Origin of the sequence: Aeromonas sp. R10-1 (genome assembly GCF_040908465.1) — a bacterium.
In the GTDB taxonomy this organism is placed as follows: domain Bacteria; phylum Pseudomonadota; class Gammaproteobacteria; order Enterobacterales; family Aeromonadaceae; genus Aeromonas; species Aeromonas caviae.
The window spans coordinates 215,959-232,891 of record NZ_JBFODT010000017.1; the positions used below are offsets into that span (position 1 = coordinate 215,959).

General features: G+C 65.7%; 14 protein-coding genes. 11 read left to right on the forward strand and 3 right to left on the reverse strand.

From position 1 onward, the window contains the following. The first annotated feature begins 42 nt into the window (after window positions 1-42). Window positions 43-1,437 (forward strand): PepSY-associated TM helix domain-containing protein, encoded by a 1,395-nt coding sequence (locus AB5Y93_RS07860; protein WP_368229129.1) that lies wholly within the window; start codon window positions 43-45, stop codon window positions 1,435-1,437. A gap of 202 nt (window positions 1,438-1,639) precedes the next feature. On the opposite strand, the gene AB5Y93_RS07865 is transcribed toward AB5Y93_RS07860, so the two are convergent. Then, entirely contained in the window at window positions 1,640-2,545 is a 906-nt protein-coding gene (locus tag AB5Y93_RS07865) for a 1,4-dihydroxy-2-naphthoate polyprenyltransferase (protein WP_029313608.1), read from the reverse strand. A gap of 210 nt (window positions 2,546-2,755) precedes the next feature. Between AB5Y93_RS07865 and AB5Y93_RS07870 the strand changes: the two genes are divergently transcribed. From AB5Y93_RS07870 to AB5Y93_RS07905, 8 genes are all read left to right on the forward strand, one after another. Continuing rightward, window positions 2,756-4,087, forward strand: coding sequence for an isochorismate synthase MenF (locus AB5Y93_RS07870; RefSeq protein ID WP_368229130.1), 1,332 nt, complete (start codon window positions 2,756-2,758; stop codon window positions 4,085-4,087). A 33-nt stretch (window positions 4,088-4,120) separates the two neighbouring features. Further along, on the forward strand, window positions 4,121-5,866 hold the full coding sequence (menD, locus tag AB5Y93_RS07875) for a 2-succinyl-5-enolpyruvyl-6-hydroxy-3-cyclohexene-1-carboxylic-acid synthase (protein WP_368229131.1): 1,746 nt from the start codon (window positions 4,121-4,123) through the stop codon (window positions 5,864-5,866). Further along, on the forward strand, window positions 5,856-6,620 hold the full coding sequence (gene menH / locus AB5Y93_RS07880; protein ID WP_368229132.1) for a 2-succinyl-6-hydroxy-2,4-cyclohexadiene-1-carboxylate synthase: 765 nt from the start codon (window positions 5,856-5,858) through the stop codon (window positions 6,618-6,620). The genes menD and menH overlap by 11 nt, the downstream gene beginning before the upstream one ends. 4 nt (window positions 6,621-6,624) lie before the next feature. Beyond that, on the forward strand, window positions 6,625-7,473 hold the full coding sequence (gene menB, locus AB5Y93_RS07885) for a 1,4-dihydroxy-2-naphthoyl-CoA synthase (protein ID WP_010672740.1): 849 nt from the start codon (window positions 6,625-6,627) through the stop codon (window positions 7,471-7,473). Continuing rightward, entirely contained in the window at window positions 7,473-8,402 is a 930-nt protein-coding gene (gene menC / locus AB5Y93_RS07890; RefSeq protein WP_368229133.1) for an o-succinylbenzoate synthase, read from the forward strand. Before menB ends, menC begins: the two co-directional genes overlap by 1 nt. Before the next feature lie 3 nt (window positions 8,403-8,405). Next, a complete protein-coding gene (menE, locus tag AB5Y93_RS07895) occupies window positions 8,406-9,806 on the forward strand; it encodes an o-succinylbenzoate--CoA ligase (RefSeq protein ID WP_368229134.1) in 1,401 nt (466 codons plus the stop codon). Window positions 9,807-9,982: 176 nt separating this feature from the next. After that, the gene (locus AB5Y93_RS07900) at window positions 9,983-12,730 is read left to right on the forward strand and encodes a collagenase (protein ID WP_368229135.1); all 2,748 of its coding nucleotides are present in this window, start codon (window positions 9,983-9,985) and stop codon (window positions 12,728-12,730) included. A 156-nt stretch (window positions 12,731-12,886) separates the two neighbouring features. Next, complete coding sequence (locus AB5Y93_RS07905) at window positions 12,887-13,825, forward strand: vancomycin high temperature exclusion protein (RefSeq protein ID WP_368229136.1); 939 nt, start codon at window positions 12,887-12,889, stop codon at window positions 13,823-13,825. 53 nt (window positions 13,826-13,878) lie between these two features. On the opposite strand, the gene AB5Y93_RS07910 is transcribed toward AB5Y93_RS07905, so the two are convergent. Together AB5Y93_RS07910 and AB5Y93_RS07915 are read right to left on the reverse strand one after the other, a co-directional pair. Then, on the reverse strand, window positions 13,879-14,493 hold the full coding sequence (locus AB5Y93_RS07910; RefSeq protein WP_368229185.1) for a superoxide dismutase: 615 nt from the start codon (window positions 14,491-14,493) through the stop codon (window positions 13,879-13,881). 23 nt (window positions 14,494-14,516) lie between these two features. Next, window positions 14,517-14,942, reverse strand: coding sequence for a hypothetical protein (locus AB5Y93_RS07915; protein WP_368229186.1), 426 nt, complete (start codon window positions 14,940-14,942; stop codon window positions 14,517-14,519). A gap of 293 nt (window positions 14,943-15,235) precedes the next feature. Between AB5Y93_RS07915 and AB5Y93_RS07920 the strand changes: the two genes are divergently transcribed. Both AB5Y93_RS07920 and AB5Y93_RS07925 read left to right on the forward strand, forming a co-directional pair. After that, window positions 15,236-16,147 carry a lipase family alpha/beta hydrolase gene (locus AB5Y93_RS07920; protein ID WP_368229137.1) on the forward strand — a complete coding sequence of 304 codons (912 nt, stop codon included), beginning with the start codon at window positions 15,236-15,238 and terminating at the stop codon, window positions 16,145-16,147. Further along, window positions 16,144-16,884 carry a lipase secretion chaperone gene (locus AB5Y93_RS07925; RefSeq protein WP_368229138.1) on the forward strand — a complete coding sequence of 247 codons (741 nt, stop codon included), beginning with the start codon at window positions 16,144-16,146 and terminating at the stop codon, window positions 16,882-16,884. The genes AB5Y93_RS07920 and AB5Y93_RS07925 overlap by 4 nt, the downstream gene beginning before the upstream one ends. Window positions 16,885-16,933 lie beyond the last annotated feature (49 nt).

Below are 16,933 nucleotides of genomic sequence, written 5' to 3' on the forward strand. Positions count from 1 at the left end.
TCCACCTACTGAAACCTTTTGGCGTTCACCCAGGGATCAACGATGAAGCAACAAGACGCAAGTTATTACCAACGGATCTGGCGCTGGCATTTCTATGCCGGTCTCTTCGTCGCCCCCTTCCTGATCCTGCTCTCCCTCACCGGCATCGTCTATCTGTTCAAACCGCAGCTGGACAACCTGCTCTACCCCCAGCTGATGAAGGTGACGCCCGCCACCCAGACCCTGAGTGCCGACCAGCTGCTGGCCAAGGCAACCATCGCCATGCCGGACGCCAGCCTGCGCAAATACCTGCCCCCGGTGGCAGCGGACGCGAGCGCCCAGATAGTCGTGATGCGTGAAGGGCAGGAGCTGACCCTCTTCATGGATCCCGCGAACGGCGCCCTGCTCGGTACCATGGACAACAAGTGGAACCTGCAGGCGGTGGCGCGCGCTCTCCATGCGGAGCTGATGCTTGGCACCACGGGTGATCGCCTGATCGAGCTGGCCGCAGGCTGGGGAATCGTGCTCCTCGTCAGCGGACTCTATCTCTGGTGGCCCCGCAAGGGACCGGGTGTGGGAGGCATCCTCTGGCCGAGAATGCACCAGCGCGGCCGTCTCTGGTGGCGTGATATGCACGCCGTGGTCGGCTTCTGGGGCGCAGGTTTCCTGCTGCTGCTGCTGCTGACGGGCATGACCTGGACCGGTTTCTGGGGCGGCCAGTTCGCCGATGTCTGGAACCGCTTCCCTGCGGCCATGTGGAACGAGGTGCCCAAGTCGGCCCCCCTCACCCGCAGCCTCAACCAGGCTCACGAACAGACCGTCTCCTGGGGGGCTGAGACCCTGCCCATGCCGAGCTCCCAACCCACGGCAGAGAGCCATGATCACAGCGCCATGACCCATGGCGGCGGACACGAGGGCATGGTCATGGCCAGCCATCGCATTCCGCTGCAACAGGTGGTCGACATCGCCAGCGAGCGGGGGGTCAGCCCGGGTTACAGCATCACCCCCCCGGTCGGTGAAACCGGCGTCTATACCATCGCCATCTTTGCCGATGATCCCCGCAACGACGCCACCCTGCACATCGACCAATACAGCGGCAAGGTGCTGGTCGACGTGCGTTGGCAGGATTACGGCCCGGTCGCCAAGACGGTGGAAACCGGCGTCATGCTGCACATGGGCAAGCTCTACGGCTGGCCGCACCAGCTCGTCATGCTGCTCATCTGCCTGATGATTCTGGCAAGCTCGGTGAGCGGGCTCTGGATCTGGTGGAGCCGCCGTCCCAGTGGTCGCCTCGCCGCCCCGCCCCTGCCCGCCAAGCTGCCTCCCATGGGCGGTGCCATCGCGGTGCTGGTCGTGCTCGGGATCTGCTTCCCGCTGGTGGGGGCCTCCATGGTTGCCATCTGGCTGCTGGACTGTCTCTTCTTCTCTCGCCGCACGGCCGTAGCCCAGGCAAGCTGACCCAGGGGCAAGCCCGCCTCATCCACACGAGGGCTCCCTGTCGGGGGCCCTCGTCGTCTGCATCACCTGGCATCATCCTTTGCCTGGCGGCATGCTCCTCCCCTGGCGATCATCACATCGGTCTGATGAACAACAACGCATCGACACATCAGCAAAAAGGGCTCCCGTTCGGGAGCCCTTTTCATTGCCAAACGCGTCGGCCTCAGGTGAGCGCCAGCCCGGCGGAGAGCAGCAGGCTGAACAGAAATGCGCTGATGGCGGTCTTCTTGAGGGCGCCGGTCAGCACCTCGCCATCGAAACTCTCTCGCAGGGTACGGGCGGCATCGGTGAGGGGCTTCATGGCGGGCAGGAAGATCCAGGGCCAGAGGCTCGCAGGCTGGGTCAGCAGGAAGGCGATGGTCGCCAGCAGCGCAGCCCCCAGCAAGACCCAGTGATAGGCGATGGCCCGGTTGCGGCCAAGGCGCACCGCCAGGGTGATCTTGCCGCTGGCGGCATCGGTCTCGATGTCCCGCACGTTGTTGATGTTGAGCACGGCAGTCGCCAGCAGGCCGCAGGCGGTGGCAGGCAGCAACAGGTCCCACTCCAGGCTATGGGTGAAGAGGTAGTAGGAACCGAGCACCCCCAGCAGGCCGAAGAACAGGAATACCGAGATGTCCCCGAAGCCGCGATAGCCGTAGGGGCTCTTGCCCACCGTGTAGGTGATGGCCGCGACGATGGCCGCTCCCCCCAGCAGGATGAACGTCAGGATCTGCTGCCACGCCTCCCCGAAGGCGCAGACCAGCAGGGAGAGGCCGCTCACCACGGCCGCCAGGGCGGTCAGCCCCATGGCCACACACATCTGGTGCCGGGTGATGAGGCCGGAAACCACGGCGCGCTGGGGACCGATCCGCTCCCCGTTGTCGGCACCGGAGACCGCATCGCCATAGTCGTTGGCCAGATTGGAGAGAATTTGCAGCAGGATGGCGGTCAGCAGGGAGAGCCCCATGATGGTGCCGTCGAACGCTCCCCGGCTGGCTGCCAGCCCCGAGCCCAGCAAGATGGAGGAGCACGCCAGGGGCAGAGTTCGCAAACGCGCCGCCAGCAACCAAACAGAGAAGGTATTTGTCATATTGTGATGGCCAAACAATCAGATATTGATCGTGTTAAGGGTTATCGAACCGGATTTAGGTATACTTGGCTGCGCGGGGGCGTCGGCTCCCCCGGGCAATTTACATGGACGAATGGGCAGATAATATATAGGAAATCGTCGCCCTTTGGCATCAACCTGCGCCATCCTCCCCCGGAGCGATCGCGATTATCCGGCTCAGACTAGACATCCATGTTGGCTCAGACCCACCTCAAGCAACAACTGGACGCCCTGCGTCACAGCACTGTCAGCGGTTTCGTGCGACTGCGCGTGGCCGCTCACGTCGACGTCTTTCCCGGCTGGTTGGCGGCCCAGACGCTCTACCCCCGTATCTATTGGCACGCCAGAGGGCAACAGAGCCCCGAGTACGTGGCGCTTGGCGCCATCCACGAGCTGACCCGGCCGGAGGATATCCAGCGGGTCTGCGACCTTGCCGGCACGGCCAGTGAAGACAGCCCTCGCTACTACGGCGGTCTGGCGTTCGACCCGGATCTGCCCGGCTGGCAGGGGTTTGGCCCCTGCCGCTTCGTGCTGCCCCGCATCGAACTGGTACGCCGGGGGGAGTGCACCAGCCTCTGCCTCAATCTCTGGCTGCCTGCCCGGGAAGAGGGGCACGCATTCGAAGCCGAACTCTGCGCCGCCGAGGCGGCGCTCGATGCCCTGCAACCCGAAGCCCCCCTGCCCGCCCTGCAAAAGCGGCCATGGCAGCGCCAGGACCTGCCGGGCCCTGCCCAGTGGCGGACCCTGGTGGAGCAGGTCACGGCCCCCGACTTCCAGGCCCGCACCCCCAAGGTGGTACTGTCGCGGGAGAGTCTGCTCCAGAGCGAGGCGCACGATGCGCCCCTCTGCCCCTGGTCCCTGCTGACACAGTGGGCCCGCCACGCCCAGGAGTGCTTCCACTTCGGCTTCCAGTTCTCCCCCGAGCAGAGCTTCATCTCCTGCTCCCCCGAGCGCCTCTACCGCCGGGAGAAGGGCCACCTCTTTACCGAGGCGCTGGCAGGCACCATTCGCCGTTCCGGCGAGGAGGCGACCGACGCGGCCCTGGCCGCCGAGCTGCTGGCCGACAGCAAGAACCGGCTGGAGAACCGGCTGGTTCACGCCGACATTCTCAGCCGCCTGGCCCCCCTCACGACCGATGCCACCCTGACCGAGCCGCGCATTCTGAAATTGCGGCTGCTGCAACACCTCAAGTGCGACATCGAGGCCGAGCTCAAACCCGGCGTCTGCGACTGGCAACTGCTGGCTGCCCTGCACCCCACCCCCGCCGTGGGGGGCGCCCCCCGCGAGGCGGCGCTCGCCTTCATCCGTGAATGCGAGCCCCATGATCGCGGCTGGTATGCCGGTGCCTGTGGCATGCTGAGCCGGGAGACCTCGGAGTTCTCCGTCGCCATTCGCAGCGCCCGGATCAGGGGCCCGCGCATCAGCCTGTTCGCCGGTGCCGGCATAGTGGCGGGATCGGAGCCCGCCGCCGAGTGGGCCGAACTCGACAACAAGATCGCCAACGTGCTCTCCCTGCTGGGATAGCGTTTCTCACCGACTCCTCACTGCGAGAGCTTCATGTCCGCCAGCCACGTGTCCGCGCATCACGCCTTTGCCAGCCATCACGCCACCTTCAACCATGTCTGGTCCTCCCTCTTGCTGGAAGAGCTCTTTCGCCTCGGCGTACGCGACATCGCCCTGGCCTCCGGCTCCCGCTCGGCGCCGCTCACCATGGCCGCCGCAGCCCACCCGGGCTTTCGCCGCCATCTGCACTTCGACGAGCGGGGTCTGGGCTTCATGGCGTTGGGGCTGGCCAAGGGGAGCGGCCGCCCGGTGGCGGTCATCATGACCTCGGGCACCGCGGTGGCCAACCTCTGGCCCGCGGTGGCGGAAGCCCAGCTCACCGGGGTCCCACTCATCATTCTCTCTGCCGACAGGCCACCCGAGCTCATCGACAACGGGGCCAACCAGGCCATCGATCAGCCGGGGATCTTCGGTCGCTACCCCGTCTATCAGCAAAATCTGCCGAGCCCCACTCCCACCATTCCGGCAGCCTTCGTGCTGAGCTCGGTGGATCAGGCCCTGGCCCGACAGGCGCACACCCCGGGGCCGGTGCACTTCAACTGCATGTACCCTGAGCCCCTCTACCCCGGCGACCACTATCTGGACTTTTCCGATTACCTGGCGCCCCTCGGCGACTGGCTGCACTCGGCCAAGCCCTGGAGCCCCTGGCTGGCGGGCGAGCCGGGCTGCCCCGCCCAGCCGGACTGGGAGGAGCTGAAGGGCAAGCGCGGTGTCATCGTCGCCGGGCGCATCCAGGATCCGGTGCAAGGCAAGGCGGTGGCCGAGCTGGCCGACCGCCTCGGCTGGCCCCTGCTGGCGGATCTGCAAAGCCAGATCCGCTTCGATGATCGCAACCTCGTCCACACGGATCTCGCCCTGCAACACAGCGACTTCGTGGCCGAGCTGGCCCGCGCCGAGGTACTGCTGCAATTCGGCGCCCGCCTCATCTCCAAGCGCCTCGGCCAGTTCATCAAACAACATCCCTGGCAGGATTACTGGCTGGTGGACCCGCAGCCGGCACGCCTCGACCCCGACTACCGGCTGCGCCGTCGCCTGGTGTGCGACCCCGCCGCCTTTGCGGCCGCCCATCCAATCCCCCATTCGCAGCAGCCCTGGCACCAGTTGGCCACGCGCCAGCAGGCCATCAGCCAGCAGATCCGCACCGCCTGTGATCGCTTCTCGGAGCTCGGAGTGTGCCACCGCCTGAATCAGCTCATCCAGGGTCAGTTGTTCGTCGGCAACAGCATGCCGGCCCGGCTGATGGACATGCTGGGCGAGGTGGGCAAGGGCCCCAGCCGGGTGATGACCAACCGCGGCGCCTCCGGCATCGATGGCCTTATCGCCACCGCATACGGCTTCGCACAGTCGGTCCCGCCTGACAGTCGCGAGCCCACCACCCTGCTGCTCGGGGATCTCAGCGCCCTGCACGATCTCAACAGCCTGGCGCTGCTCGGCAAGGGGAGCCGCCCCCTGGTGGTGATCCTGCTCAACAACGACGGCGGCAGCATCTTCCGCATGCTGCCTGTGCCCACCCAGGACGCCCTGCTGGAGACCTACTACTGCCTGCCCCACGGCCTGCACTTCGAGCACGCCGCCGCCATGTTCGGCCTGCACTACCGGGCCCCCACCACCCTCGACGCATTTGAGCGGGACTATGCCGCAGCCCTGAAAAACGGGGTAACCCTGATTGAAATCAAGGTACCGAGCAGTGAGGTCGCCGAGGATCTCAAGGCACTGGGAGCCGCTATCCGTGGTCTCTGACCCCGCCGCGCCGCTGGTGCTGCTGCACGGTCTGCTGGGGGACGCCGACGACTGGCGACCTGTCATCCAGGCCCTGCCCGGCGTCTCGTGCCATGCCCTGGATCTGCCTGGCCACGGCCGCAACCGGGCACTGCGGGTGAGCGGCTTTGACGAGGCCCATCGCTGGCTCTGCGACGAGCTGGCCGCACGGGATATAGCCCACTACCGGCTGGTGGGGTATTCGCTGGGGGGGCGGCTCGCGCTTCATCACGCCAGCCACTCCCCGGCGGGGTTGCAGGCCCTGCTGCTGGAGAACTGCCACCCCGGGCTGCCTGCCGGTGAACGTCCGGCCCGCATCGCTCACGATGAAGCCTGGGCCCGGCGTTTCGAGTGCGAGCCTCTGACCCGGGTGCTTGCCGACTGGTACCGCCAGGGCGTCTTCGCCGACCTGGACGACGATGCCCGCACCCGCCAGGCCGCACGCCGCCTTGGCAACGACGGCAAGGCCGTGGCCGCCATGCTGAGGGCCACGTCCCTAGGGCGGCAGCCGGATCTCGCCCCCTGGCTTCGGGATACCCAGCTGCCGGTGCAGTGGGTCTCCGGCAACCGGGATCACAAATTCCATGCCCTCGCTTGCCAGTTGGTAAAGCAAGACTGCAATATCAAACACTTGGCTCTGGATGGCGGACACAATCTGCACACAAGCCAGCCCGATACCTTTGCCCGGCTCCTGCGGGAGTGGGCTCACCAACCAGAAGAGAAGATCCATGATTGAAGCAATGACGGAAGCCGAGCTCTATGCCCCTGTCGAGTGGCACGACTGCTCCGCCGGTTACGAGGACATCCTCTATCACAAGTCCCCAGAGGGCATTGCCAAGATCACCATCAACCGTCCTCAGGTGCGCAACGCCTTCCGCCCCCGCACCGTGAAAGAGATGCTGCAAGCCCTGGCCGATGCCCGCTACGACGACAAGGTCGGCTCCATCATCCTCACCGGCTTCGGCGAGAAGGCCTTCTGCGCCGGCGGCGACCAGAAGATCCGCGGCGACTACGGTGGCTACAAGGACGATGAAGGCACCCATCACCTCAACGTGCTCGACTTCCAGCGTGACATTCGAACCTGCCCCAAACCCGTGGTGGCCATGGTGGCTGGCTACGCCGTCGGTGGCGGCCACGTGCTGCACATGATGTGCGACCTGACCATCGCCGCCGACAACGCCCAGTTCGGCCAGACCGGCCCCAAGGTGGGTTCCTTCGACGGCGGCTGGGGCGCCTCCTACATGGCCCGCATCGTCGGCCAGAAGAAGGCTCGGGAGATCTGGTTCCTCTGCCGCCTCTACGACGCCAAACAGGCCCTCGACATGGGGCTGGTCAACACCGTCGTGCCCCTGGCCGAGCTGGAGCGTGAAACCGTGCGCTGGTGCCGCGAGATGCTGCAACACAGCCCCATGGCCCTGCGCTGCCTGAAGGCGGCCCTCAACGCCGACTGCGACGGCCAGGCCGGTTTGCAGGAGCTGGCAGGCAATGCCACCATGCTGTTCTACATGACCGAAGAGGGTCAGGAAGGGCGCAACGCATTCAACGAGAAACGCCGTCCCGACTTCTCCAAATACAAGCGGAATCCCTGATGACACTCGCCCTCTACCGCTACCAACTGCCCTTTACCCAGCCCCTGGCCTTTCACGGTCAGTTGCAGGTAGCGCGCGAGGGCCTGCTGGTACGCATCGACGATGGCTGGGGGGAGATAGCCCCCCTGCCAGGATTTTCCAAAGAGACCCTGGCCGACGCCCAGGCCGACGCCCTCGACTGTCTGGCGCAGCTGGCGCGGGGACAGACCCCGACACCACAGCTGCCCTCGGTGCAGTTCGGGCTCGACTGCGCCCGTCGTAGCTGGCCCGAGCAGGGTGCCCCCCTGCCCGAGCCCTATCCGCTGATCCAGGGCTCCCCCCAGGAGCTGCTCAAGAACTGGAAACAGTGGCTGCACGAGACCCCCCTCAAGGCCAAGCTGAAGGTAGCCCGCTACCCCATGCGCGACGAGCTGGCGCTGATCCGGCTGCTGCTCGATCGGCGCCCCAACCTCAAGCTGGTCCTGGACGCCAACCAGGGCTGGACCCGCGAGGAGGCCTGGGCCTTCTGCGGCCACCTGGATCCGAATCGCATCGAATACCTCGAAGATCTGTGCGCCGACTTCGAGGACATCGCCTTCGTCGCCAGCCGCACCGGCATGCCGGTGGCGCTGGACGAACTGCTGGCCCAGGGCAAGTCCTGGGAGCCCATCCCGCAACTGCGTGCCCTGGTGCTCAAGCCGACCCTGCTCGGGTCCCTGGCCAACAGCGAGGCCCTGGTGGCCCGCGCTCGCGAACTTAAGCTCAAGGTGATCGTCTCCTCCTGTTTCGAGTCCGGTCTCGGCCTCGGTCAGCTCGCCCGCCTCGCGGGGGAGTGGGCGCCGGATCAGGCCCCTGGCCTCGATACCCGCCGCTGGCTGGCCAGGGATCTGCTGGATAAGCAGGGGCAACCCGATCCGGGCAGGATGGACCCCCTGTTTCACCGTGACTGATCCATGGTGACCCGTCAGATCCCACGGCAGGAAACCTGCCCGGTACGACGCTGGGCGACACTGGCCCCTCATCGCATTGCCATCCACAGCGGGGAGCCTCTTAGCTACCAGCGCCTCGACCTGCGCCTCAACAGCCTGTGCAATCAGCTCGCCCGGGCCGGGCTGGAACGGGGAGATCATCTCGCCGCCGTGGTGCGCGGCGCTCTGGAGGATGTGTTGCTGGCCTGGGCCTGCGTGCGCAGCGGCATCGTCTTCTGCCCCCTCAATCCCGCCTTTCCGGCAACCAGACACAGCGAACTGGCGAGCCAGCTCGAGGCCCGGGCATTCTGGTCGGCAGGCGAGATCCCGGCGGGCGACTGGCAAGCCCTCAGCCTCGACTTCACGGGCGAGCTGGCCGCAGATGGGGAGTCCCCGCTGATACCCGACCAGCCGAACAACATGATCCTCACCTCGGGATCCAGCGGTCCCCCCAAGGCGGTGGTACACCGCCTCGCCAACCACCTCGCCTCGGCCCGGGGTTCCGCCACCCTGATCCCCCTGGACGAAGCCTGCGGCTGGCTGCTCTCCCTGCCGCTGTTTCACGTCGGCGGTTACGCCATCCTGTTCCGGGTCTTCCTGGCGGGAGCCGCCCTGGTGCTGGACGATCGCACCCGGCCCCTCAAGGCGCGGCTCGAGGATCAGCCCATCACCCACCTCTCGCTGGTGCCGACCCAGCTCTGGCGCCTGCTGGCACAGGGGTTCGACCCATCCCGCACCCGGGTGCGAGAACTGCTGCTCGGGGGCGCCGCCATCCCGGCGCCCCTGGTCAACCGGCTGACCGCTCTGGGGCTGGAGCCCAAGGTGAGCTATGGCCTCTCCGAGATGGGCAGCCAGGTCTGCACCGGGCAACCCTGCGCCGCCGGCGTGGTGGGTCGCCCGCTGCCGGGGCGGGAGGTCTGCATCCGCCAGGGGGAGATCTGCGTGCGCGGTGAGACCCTGTTTGCCGGCTATTTCAGGGAGGGCGAGCTGGTGCGCCCCCTCGATGAAGAGGGCTGGTTCCACACCCGGGACAAGGGCCGCCTCACTCCGGAGGGCGATCTGGTGGTGGAGGGGCGGCTCGACAACCTCTTCATCTCGGGGGGGGAGAACATCCAGCCCGAGACCATAGAGCAGCGGCTGGTGGATCACCCCGCCGTGGCCCAGGCCCTGGTGGTGCCTGTACCGAGCGACGAGTGGGGGCATAGGCCCGCCGCCTTCATCGACTGGCACGGCGAACCGGCACCATCTGCCGAGCTGGCCGCCTGGATCAGGCTGTCGTTACCCGGCTTCATGGTGCCGGACCAGTGGCATCCCTGGCCGGATCTCGGCGGTAATCTGAAACCCTCCCGCACCCTGCTCGCCCGCAGCTTGCGACAAGAGGAGTGACGCCTCCCCCATATGGGGCGGAGTCCTTGCTATCAACACAGCCCCCTTTGGGGCTGTTTTTATGTTGTTTGCTCCCGAATGCATCATTTCGCTGCGCCATCTGGCCAATTGATATTCCTTTGGAGCCCAATACCCTCTCTGGTCCCCACGCCTCTCCATCCACCAAAGGGATCATGATGAAGCACCTCTCTCCCCGGCTGCTGCTCCTGGCAGCACCGAGCCTGTTTGCCACTTCGGCGCTGGCCAACTACTCCCCCTCCGACTGGCAACAGTATCAACTCAAAGGCGAATCCAGCCGTCAGCTGGGGGATCGTCTCACCGAAGTGACCTACGAGCTGAGCGCCCGCAGTGGCGGTGCCCCCTATCAGCAGCTGAGGGTGTATCGTCGTTTCGACTGGCGCGATGCCAACCTGGCTGCACTGGCAGAGCAGCAGTGCAGCGAGCCGCAACTCAAGATCGAGCAGGGCTGGCAGATCCGCTACCTCAGCTGTGAAGAGGTGGTACCGGCCGGCAAGGCCGTCCCGGCCAGCAGCTATGACTATGGCTACGGCATGAAGCAGGGCCGCTGGGAGCCGCTGGCGGGCACCCCGACCGCGCCGCGTCAGGATCGTCTGCCGCTGGCGGAGCGGGTAATCCTGGGTCACAGCGAGCAGGAGCTGGATCGCTGCGAGCTCAACGCCGAAGGTCGCTGCGCCGAGCAGGCATGGCAGTACCAGCCGCAAAACTGGCAGCAATTGAAGGTGTTGGAAGAGACCCCCAATGAACGGGATGGCCGCCTCGAGCAGATCTTCTTCCGCCTGCAGCCCATCGCGGGCAGCCAGGCCGCCAAGCAGGTGAGCGAGTTGCACGTCTGGCGCCAGTACACCTGGTTGCTGGATGAGATCAAGGCCCAGCAGGAGTGCGATGAACCCCAGACCCGTCAGGAAGGGGACAAGACCATCAGCTACCGGGTGTGCCGTCAAACCCTGCCCGCCGGCAGCGAAGTGCAGGTGGTCTTGAAGGACACCGGCTATCAATACCCGGTCGGGGGCAGCGAATGGCAGACCCTGCCGGAAACAACCGAGTGGCAGGAGAGCCGGGTGCTCAATCGCCCCATCGTGCTGGCCAGCAAGGAAGAGCAGCTCGACTGTCGCCGTGCCGACGGCTGCGCCTGTTCCGAGCCGGATCTGCCGGGCACCGAGCTACTGGACGCCGAAGCTGCCAAGATAGTGCAGGATGCCAGTGGCCAGCCCGCACCGGTCTGGCAGGAGAACTATGGTCACAATGACACCAAGCTGCTGGCCGTGTCGCGCGGCATCCAGAGCCTGCTGGCGGCCAATCAGCCGGCCCATCCGGCCATGAAGCTGCTGCTGGAATACGTGCGTGCCCACAACTACCACAACTACGGCAAGCACAAGGAAGACGGCCCGGCTGCTGCTGAGGCGCTGGCCGAGGCATTGACCGCGCTGGGCGCCCATCCGCTGCTCTTCCCGGAGCAGGCCAGCGACGAAGTAGGCGCCGTCATGGGTGCCTGGAGCATCGCCCTGCACGGTCAGTTCAAGAGCCCGGCAGTGCAGAGCCGCTTTGGCACCCTGCTCGGCGAGTTCAACCAGATGCTGGCCTACAGCACCCGCCATGCCAGCGAGATCAACGGTCAGCACGCCTGGGCAACCGGCCTGTTCGATCTGCTCAACTTCCTCGACTTCGCCAGCGACTACAGCGACCCCTTTGCCAACGACTTCCGCCAGCAGGATGGCGAGCTGCGCAAGCAGCTGCACGCCCTCGGCATGAGCGAACTCGCGTTGTGGCAAGGAAGGGATGGTGCCGATCTGTTCCTGCTCAACAACGTGCTGGATGCCTACACCCGCCTCTACCGGGTCGCCCGCTATACCCGCCCGGACGAGCTCGACGGCTACCGCAAGCTGCTGGATGACTCCGTCATCGCACTGATTCGCCACCACGACCTGATCCCCGGTGGCCAGCAGAGCCAGGATCTGCTGGAAGACATGTCACTGACCCTCTCCACCTACTACCTGACCTACACGGACCGCACCAGCGAAGCCTGCATCAGCGGTGACTTCGCCGGGCTCTGCACCCCTGTCCGGGTGGAGGACGTGCTGCCGTTCGAGCATACCTGCTCGCCGACCCTGCGCCTGCGGGCCCAGGATCTGACCATGAGCCAGGCCGAGGGGATCTGCCGTGAACTGGGTGCCGAAGAGCAGCAGTTCCACCAGCAGATGGAGACCGGCTGGCAGCCGGTGGCGGACGATCACAACGAGGCGCTGGAACTGGTGGTCTTCAACTCCTCCGCCGACTGGAAACGCTACGGCAGTGCTCTGTTTGGCGGCGTCGCCACCGACAACGGCGGCATCTACCTCGAAGGGGATCCGGCGCGCCCCGGCAACCAGGCCCGCTTCTTCGCCTACGAGGCGGAGTGGAAGCACCCAGCGTTCCAGGTGTGGAACCTGCGCCACGAGTACGTGCACTACCTGGACGGCCGCTTCAACCAGTACGGCAGCTTCGGCCACTACCCGCTCAACCGCACCACCTGGTGGTCGGAAGGGCTGGCGGAATTCATCGCCCACGGTCAGTGCTTCGCCCGCGGTCTGGACAACGTCGCCGGCCGCCCGGCAGGGGATCGTCCGACCCTGGCCGACATCCTGCACCTGGATTACGACAAGGGCGGCGAGATGGTCTACTCCTGGTCCTACACCGTGCACCGCTTCCTGAACGAGACCGGTCGCAGCGCCAGCTGGCTGGCCATGGCCCGGGCCCTGCGAGGCCCAGATCGAGAGCAGGCCATGAGCGCCTTCGAAGCAGAGCTGGACCAGCTGATTGCCAATGACAGCGAGGCCTACCAGCAGTGGCTCGGCCGCGAGCTGCTGCCCTGGTGGGAAACCAACAAGGACTCCGACGAGTGCAAGGCCAACGACTCTTCCCACTGAGAACGAGACGGCTATGACAAGGGGCGGCCATGGCCGCCCCTTGTTTATGGCGCCGTTTGATAAGCCCGGGATCCTGGCGCGCGCTGCGACAACCTCTGCCCGAGTGAGCCCCTGCGCCGCCATCAAACCTGACGCGCCACAACAACTTGTAATAGAATGGCCCCCTGTCTTCTCTTACTTCAGACCCGAACCGCACCGCGCATGAAGAAGTTTGCCAAGATCCTGCTCGCCTGCCTCTGCCTGTTGCTGGCCTCCATCGCCGCCCTGCTTGGCTACAGCGAGTGGACCGTCTCGGACGCCCGTCACTACACCTACGACGACGTCAACGCGGTGCCCTACAACCGGGTCGCCCTGGTGCTCGGCACCTCCAAATACCTGATTGGCGGCAGCCCGAACCACTACTTCAAATACCGGATCAAGGCCGCAGCCGAGCTCTACAACAACGGCAAGGTGGACTACATCCTGGTCTCCGGCGACAACGCCACCGTGCAGTACAACGAACCGCGCCAAATGCGGCGGGCCCTGATCCAGGCCGGCATTCCGGCCAACGCCATCTACAGCGACTACGCCGGCTTTCGGACTCTGGACTCCATCGTGCGTGCCAAGGAGGTGTTCGGTCAGGCCCACTTCACCGTGGTCTCCCAGGCCTTTCACAACGAGCGTGCCATCTTCATCGCCCGCCATTTCGGCATCGAGGCGGTCGGCTTCAACGCCGTGGATCCCAGCGCCTATCAGGGCATCAAGACCCGGGTGCGCGAGGTGTTCGCCCGCCTGATGGGGCTGCTCGACCTCTACGTGCTGGACAAGGGTCCCAAGTTCCTCGGCGAGCCCATCGTCATCGGCGGCCCGGTCCCCTGCCAGGCGTTGAGCACCATAGGGGCAAGCCAGCCCTGCCTGCCCATTGCACCGCCCCCTCATCAGCCGAAAGCCAAGCCGGCAGCGGCCATGAGCGCGGCAACCGCCACCAGTGCAGCGGCTGCAACCAGCAGTGCCTTGGCCACCAGCGCAGCCGTGTCGAGCGAAGCTACGCCCGTGGATAATCCGGCTGCCGCCAGTGCGGCAAAGCCAACCGGCAGCACACTGACTCCTCAATAGCAGAGACCCGCCAACAGGCGGGTCTCTTTCATTGGGCTCGGTATTTCCGGCGATCAGGCCAGCGCTGCCACATAACGCCGTGCCACCTCATCCCAGTCGATCACGTTGTAAAACGCGGCTATGTAGTCGGGACGCTTGTTCTGGTACTTGAGGTAGTAGGCATGCTCCCACACATCCAGCCCGAGTATCGGGGTGAGCCCCTCCATCAGGGGGCTGTCCTGGTTCGCGCTGCTCACCACCTGCAACTTGCCGCGCCCATCGACCACCAGCCAGGCCCAGCCGCTGCCAAAACGGCTCAGCGCCGCCTGAGTAAAGGCCTGCTTGAAGGCCTCCAGCCCACCCAGATCCCGCTCCATCGCTGCGGCCAGCTCGCCGTCCGGCTCGCCGCCGCCCTGTGGACTCATCACCTGCCAGAACAGGCTGTGGTTGGCGTGGCCGCCGCCGTGATTGCGCACCACCCCCTGAACCTGGGCCGGCAGGCTGTCGATACGGGCAAGCAATGCCTCCAGCGGCAGGGCAGCCAGCTCCGGCAGATCGGCCAGGGCTGCATTGAGGTTGGTGACATAGGTCTGATGGTGACGGCTGTGATGGATCTCCATGGTCTTTGCATCGATATGGGGTTCCAGCGCGTCATAAGCGTAAGGAAGGGCTGGCAGGGTATGGCTCATGTTCATTGTCTCTCCTGTTGGGCTCAATGCAGTTGATGGGCAGAGCCGGTCTGACACAGACATTGACCCAGGCTGCGCTGGATGCCGTCGTGATGACCGTGTTTGTCCAGAAAGGCGAGCAGCTCGGTACGGGTGCTGCGGGCGTGGCGAACAGCCGCCTCCTGCAGGGCAGCGGAACTGGTGGGGGACTGGCTGGTGGCCAGCAGGCAATCATGGATGTGACACAGCAGGTCGGCGGCCCGATCCGGCAGGGTCATGGCCACCAGCAGATCCGCCAGGTTGTGATGGGCCACCACCAGGGCCGCCACCGCTTCGTCGGCATCGTGCCAGTCGGCAAACTGCTGGCGGGCAAGCCACAGCGCCTGCTGATAGCAGTCGAGCGCCCTGGCGTACTCCCCCGCATCGAAATGACGGTTGCCACTCAGGGTCTGCGCCTTCCAGTGCGCCATGCTGCTGTCCGCTCCGGTGGTACCGACCCACCCCTTCACCCAGGTTCCCGTCATGACTCGACTATTCAAATGATAATAATTATTATTTAACTTATTTAATGGGCAGACACAAGGAATAGTTGGTGCCGCCTTTTTTGCCCATATGGGTAGGGTTTTTCTGCAATCCCCGGTTTAGTGATCCCATCCACAGATACATCTGAGTTCAGCCACCATGCTGCCGGTACTGGCATGAGGCCGGTGGCTGCCCCGGTGACGACCAGAATGCAGCCGGTTTTTTCACAAGGACGGTGAAGATGAAAAGATGGCTATTGATGCTGTTGTGCGCCCTGCCCATGCTGGGTCAGGGGGCCGGTTATACCCAGACCCGCTACCCCATAGTGCTGGTGCACGGTCTGTTCGGTTTCGACAAGCTGCTCGGAGTCGATTACTTCTACGGCATCCCCCAGGCCCTGACCCGGGATGGCGCCAAGGTCTACGTGGCACAGGTCTCCGCCACCCAGAGCTCGGAGCTGCGCGGTGAACAGCTGCTCAAGCAGGTGCAGCAGGTGCTCGCCATCACGGGGGCGGAGAAGGTGAACCTCATCGGCCACTCTCAAGGTGGCCCCACCATTCGCTACGTCGCTTCGGTCGCCCCCGAGCTGGTCGCTTCCGCCACCAGCGTGGGCGGGGTCAACCATGGCTCTGAGATTGCCGACCTGGTGCGGGCCAAGGTGACGCCGGGCTCGGCGGCCGAAGGTCTGGCTGTGGCCGCCGCCTCGGCCCTGTCCGGGGTCATCTCGCTGCTCTCCGGGGGCAGCCAGCTGCCGCAGGATCCCCTCGCCGCCCTCGACGCCCTCACCAGCACCGGCGCCCAGCGCTTCAACCAGCGCTATCCGGAAGGGCTGCCGAGCCAGCATTGCGGCGAAGGGCCCATGCAGGCCGCCAACGGGGTCTACTACTTTTCCTGGAGCGGACGCGGCACCATGACCAACATCCTGGATCCGGTAGATCCCGCGCTGGCGCTGACCGGCAGCTTCTTCAAGGAGCCCAGTGACGGCCTGGTCGGGGTATGCAGCAGCCACCTCGGCAAGGTGATCGGCACCCACTACCGCATGAACCATCTGGACGAGGTGAACCAGTCGTTCGGCATTCGCCACCTGTTCGAGACCGACCCGGTCAACCTCTATCGCCAGCACGCCAACCGCCTGCAGAGGCTGGGACTATGAACAGGGCATGGCTGATGGCTGCTCCGCTGGCGGCGGCCCTGCTGCTGGGGGGCTGGCAGTATTGGCCCTCCGCTGACGCAACCGCCCCTTCGCCGCAACATGCCGGGCCCGCTTCCCCTCTGGTCAGGCAGGCCGCACCGCCGTCGGATAAGTCCTCGCTACAGGCCCGCCATGAAGCCTTTCTCGCGGCTGAGGGCAGCCTGACGGTGCCGGCGGATCCGGGCCTCGCCAGCTTGCAGAAGCTGTTCGACGAGCGCGAACAGTTGCGCAGGCAGCGCTTCACCCCGGTCGAGCAGGAGCAACTGTTTGCCGAGGACAGGCTGATGGAGCAGTGGACCCTGCGCCGCAAGGCGCTGGCGGAGGCCAGCGATGCCGACAAGTCGCTGCTGGCGAGCGAGCTGGAGCTCTGGCTGGCGGAGCAGCCCCAGTGGTTTCGGGAGGCGGAGGCCAACAGCCGCCTGCTCGGCGATCTGCAGGCTCTGGAACAACTGCCCTCAGCCGGGCGTGACGCCGCACTGCGCGAACAGTTGGGACCGGAGGCGGCAGACCGGTTGCACCAGCTGGCAGAGAGCCAGCAGGGGTTCGAGCAGCAGCTGGCCGGCTATCTGGACGAGATCAGGCCCCTGCCTGCCGAGGCCCGGGTCAGCCAGCAGCCGGAGATCCTGGCACGCTGGTTCGAGCCCGGTCAGTGGCGACGGGTGGAGGCCCTCACCCGGCTCACCCTGGGCGAGCAGTAACCGGCATGAAAAAGGGGCCCGCAAGTGGGCCCCCATTCTTTGACGCTGC

What these genes read in the sequence shown, in the direction of transcription:
- AB5Y93_RS07860 (WP_368229129.1), top strand. Translation starts at nt 43, where the DNA reads ATGAAGCAACAAGACGCAAGTTATTACCAACGGATCTGGCGCTGGCAT.
- AB5Y93_RS07865 (WP_029313608.1), bottom strand. Translation starts at nt 2,545, where the DNA reads ATGACAAATACCTTCTCTGTTTGGTTGCTGGCGGCGCGTTTGCGAACT.
- AB5Y93_RS07870 (WP_368229130.1), top strand. Translation starts at nt 2,756, where the DNA reads ATGTTGGCTCAGACCCACCTCAAGCAACAACTGGACGCCCTGCGTCAC.
- menD (WP_368229131.1), top strand. Translation starts at nt 4,121, where the DNA reads ATGTCCGCCAGCCACGTGTCCGCGCATCACGCCTTTGCCAGCCATCAC.
- menB (WP_010672740.1), top strand. Translation starts at nt 6,625, where the DNA reads ATGACGGAAGCCGAGCTCTATGCCCCTGTCGAGTGGCACGACTGCTCC.
- menC (WP_368229133.1), top strand. Translation starts at nt 7,473, where the DNA reads ATGACACTCGCCCTCTACCGCTACCAACTGCCCTTTACCCAGCCCCTG.
- menE (WP_368229134.1), top strand. Translation starts at nt 8,406, where the DNA reads ATGGTGACCCGTCAGATCCCACGGCAGGAAACCTGCCCGGTACGACGC.
- AB5Y93_RS07900 (WP_368229135.1), top strand. Translation starts at nt 9,983, where the DNA reads ATGAAGCACCTCTCTCCCCGGCTGCTGCTCCTGGCAGCACCGAGCCTG.
- AB5Y93_RS07905 (WP_368229136.1), top strand. Translation starts at nt 12,887, where the DNA reads ATGGCCCCCTGTCTTCTCTTACTTCAGACCCGAACCGCACCGCGCATG.
- AB5Y93_RS07910 (WP_368229185.1), bottom strand. Translation starts at nt 14,493, where the DNA reads ATGAGCCATACCCTGCCAGCCCTTCCTTACGCTTATGACGCGCTGGAA.
- AB5Y93_RS07915 (WP_368229186.1), bottom strand. Translation starts at nt 14,942, where the DNA reads ATGGCGCACTGGAAGGCGCAGACCCTGAGTGGCAACCGTCATTTCGAT.
- AB5Y93_RS07920 (WP_368229137.1), top strand. Translation starts at nt 15,236, where the DNA reads ATGAAAAGATGGCTATTGATGCTGTTGTGCGCCCTGCCCATGCTGGGT.
- AB5Y93_RS07925 (WP_368229138.1), top strand. Translation starts at nt 16,144, where the DNA reads ATGAACAGGGCATGGCTGATGGCTGCTCCGCTGGCGGCGGCCCTGCTG.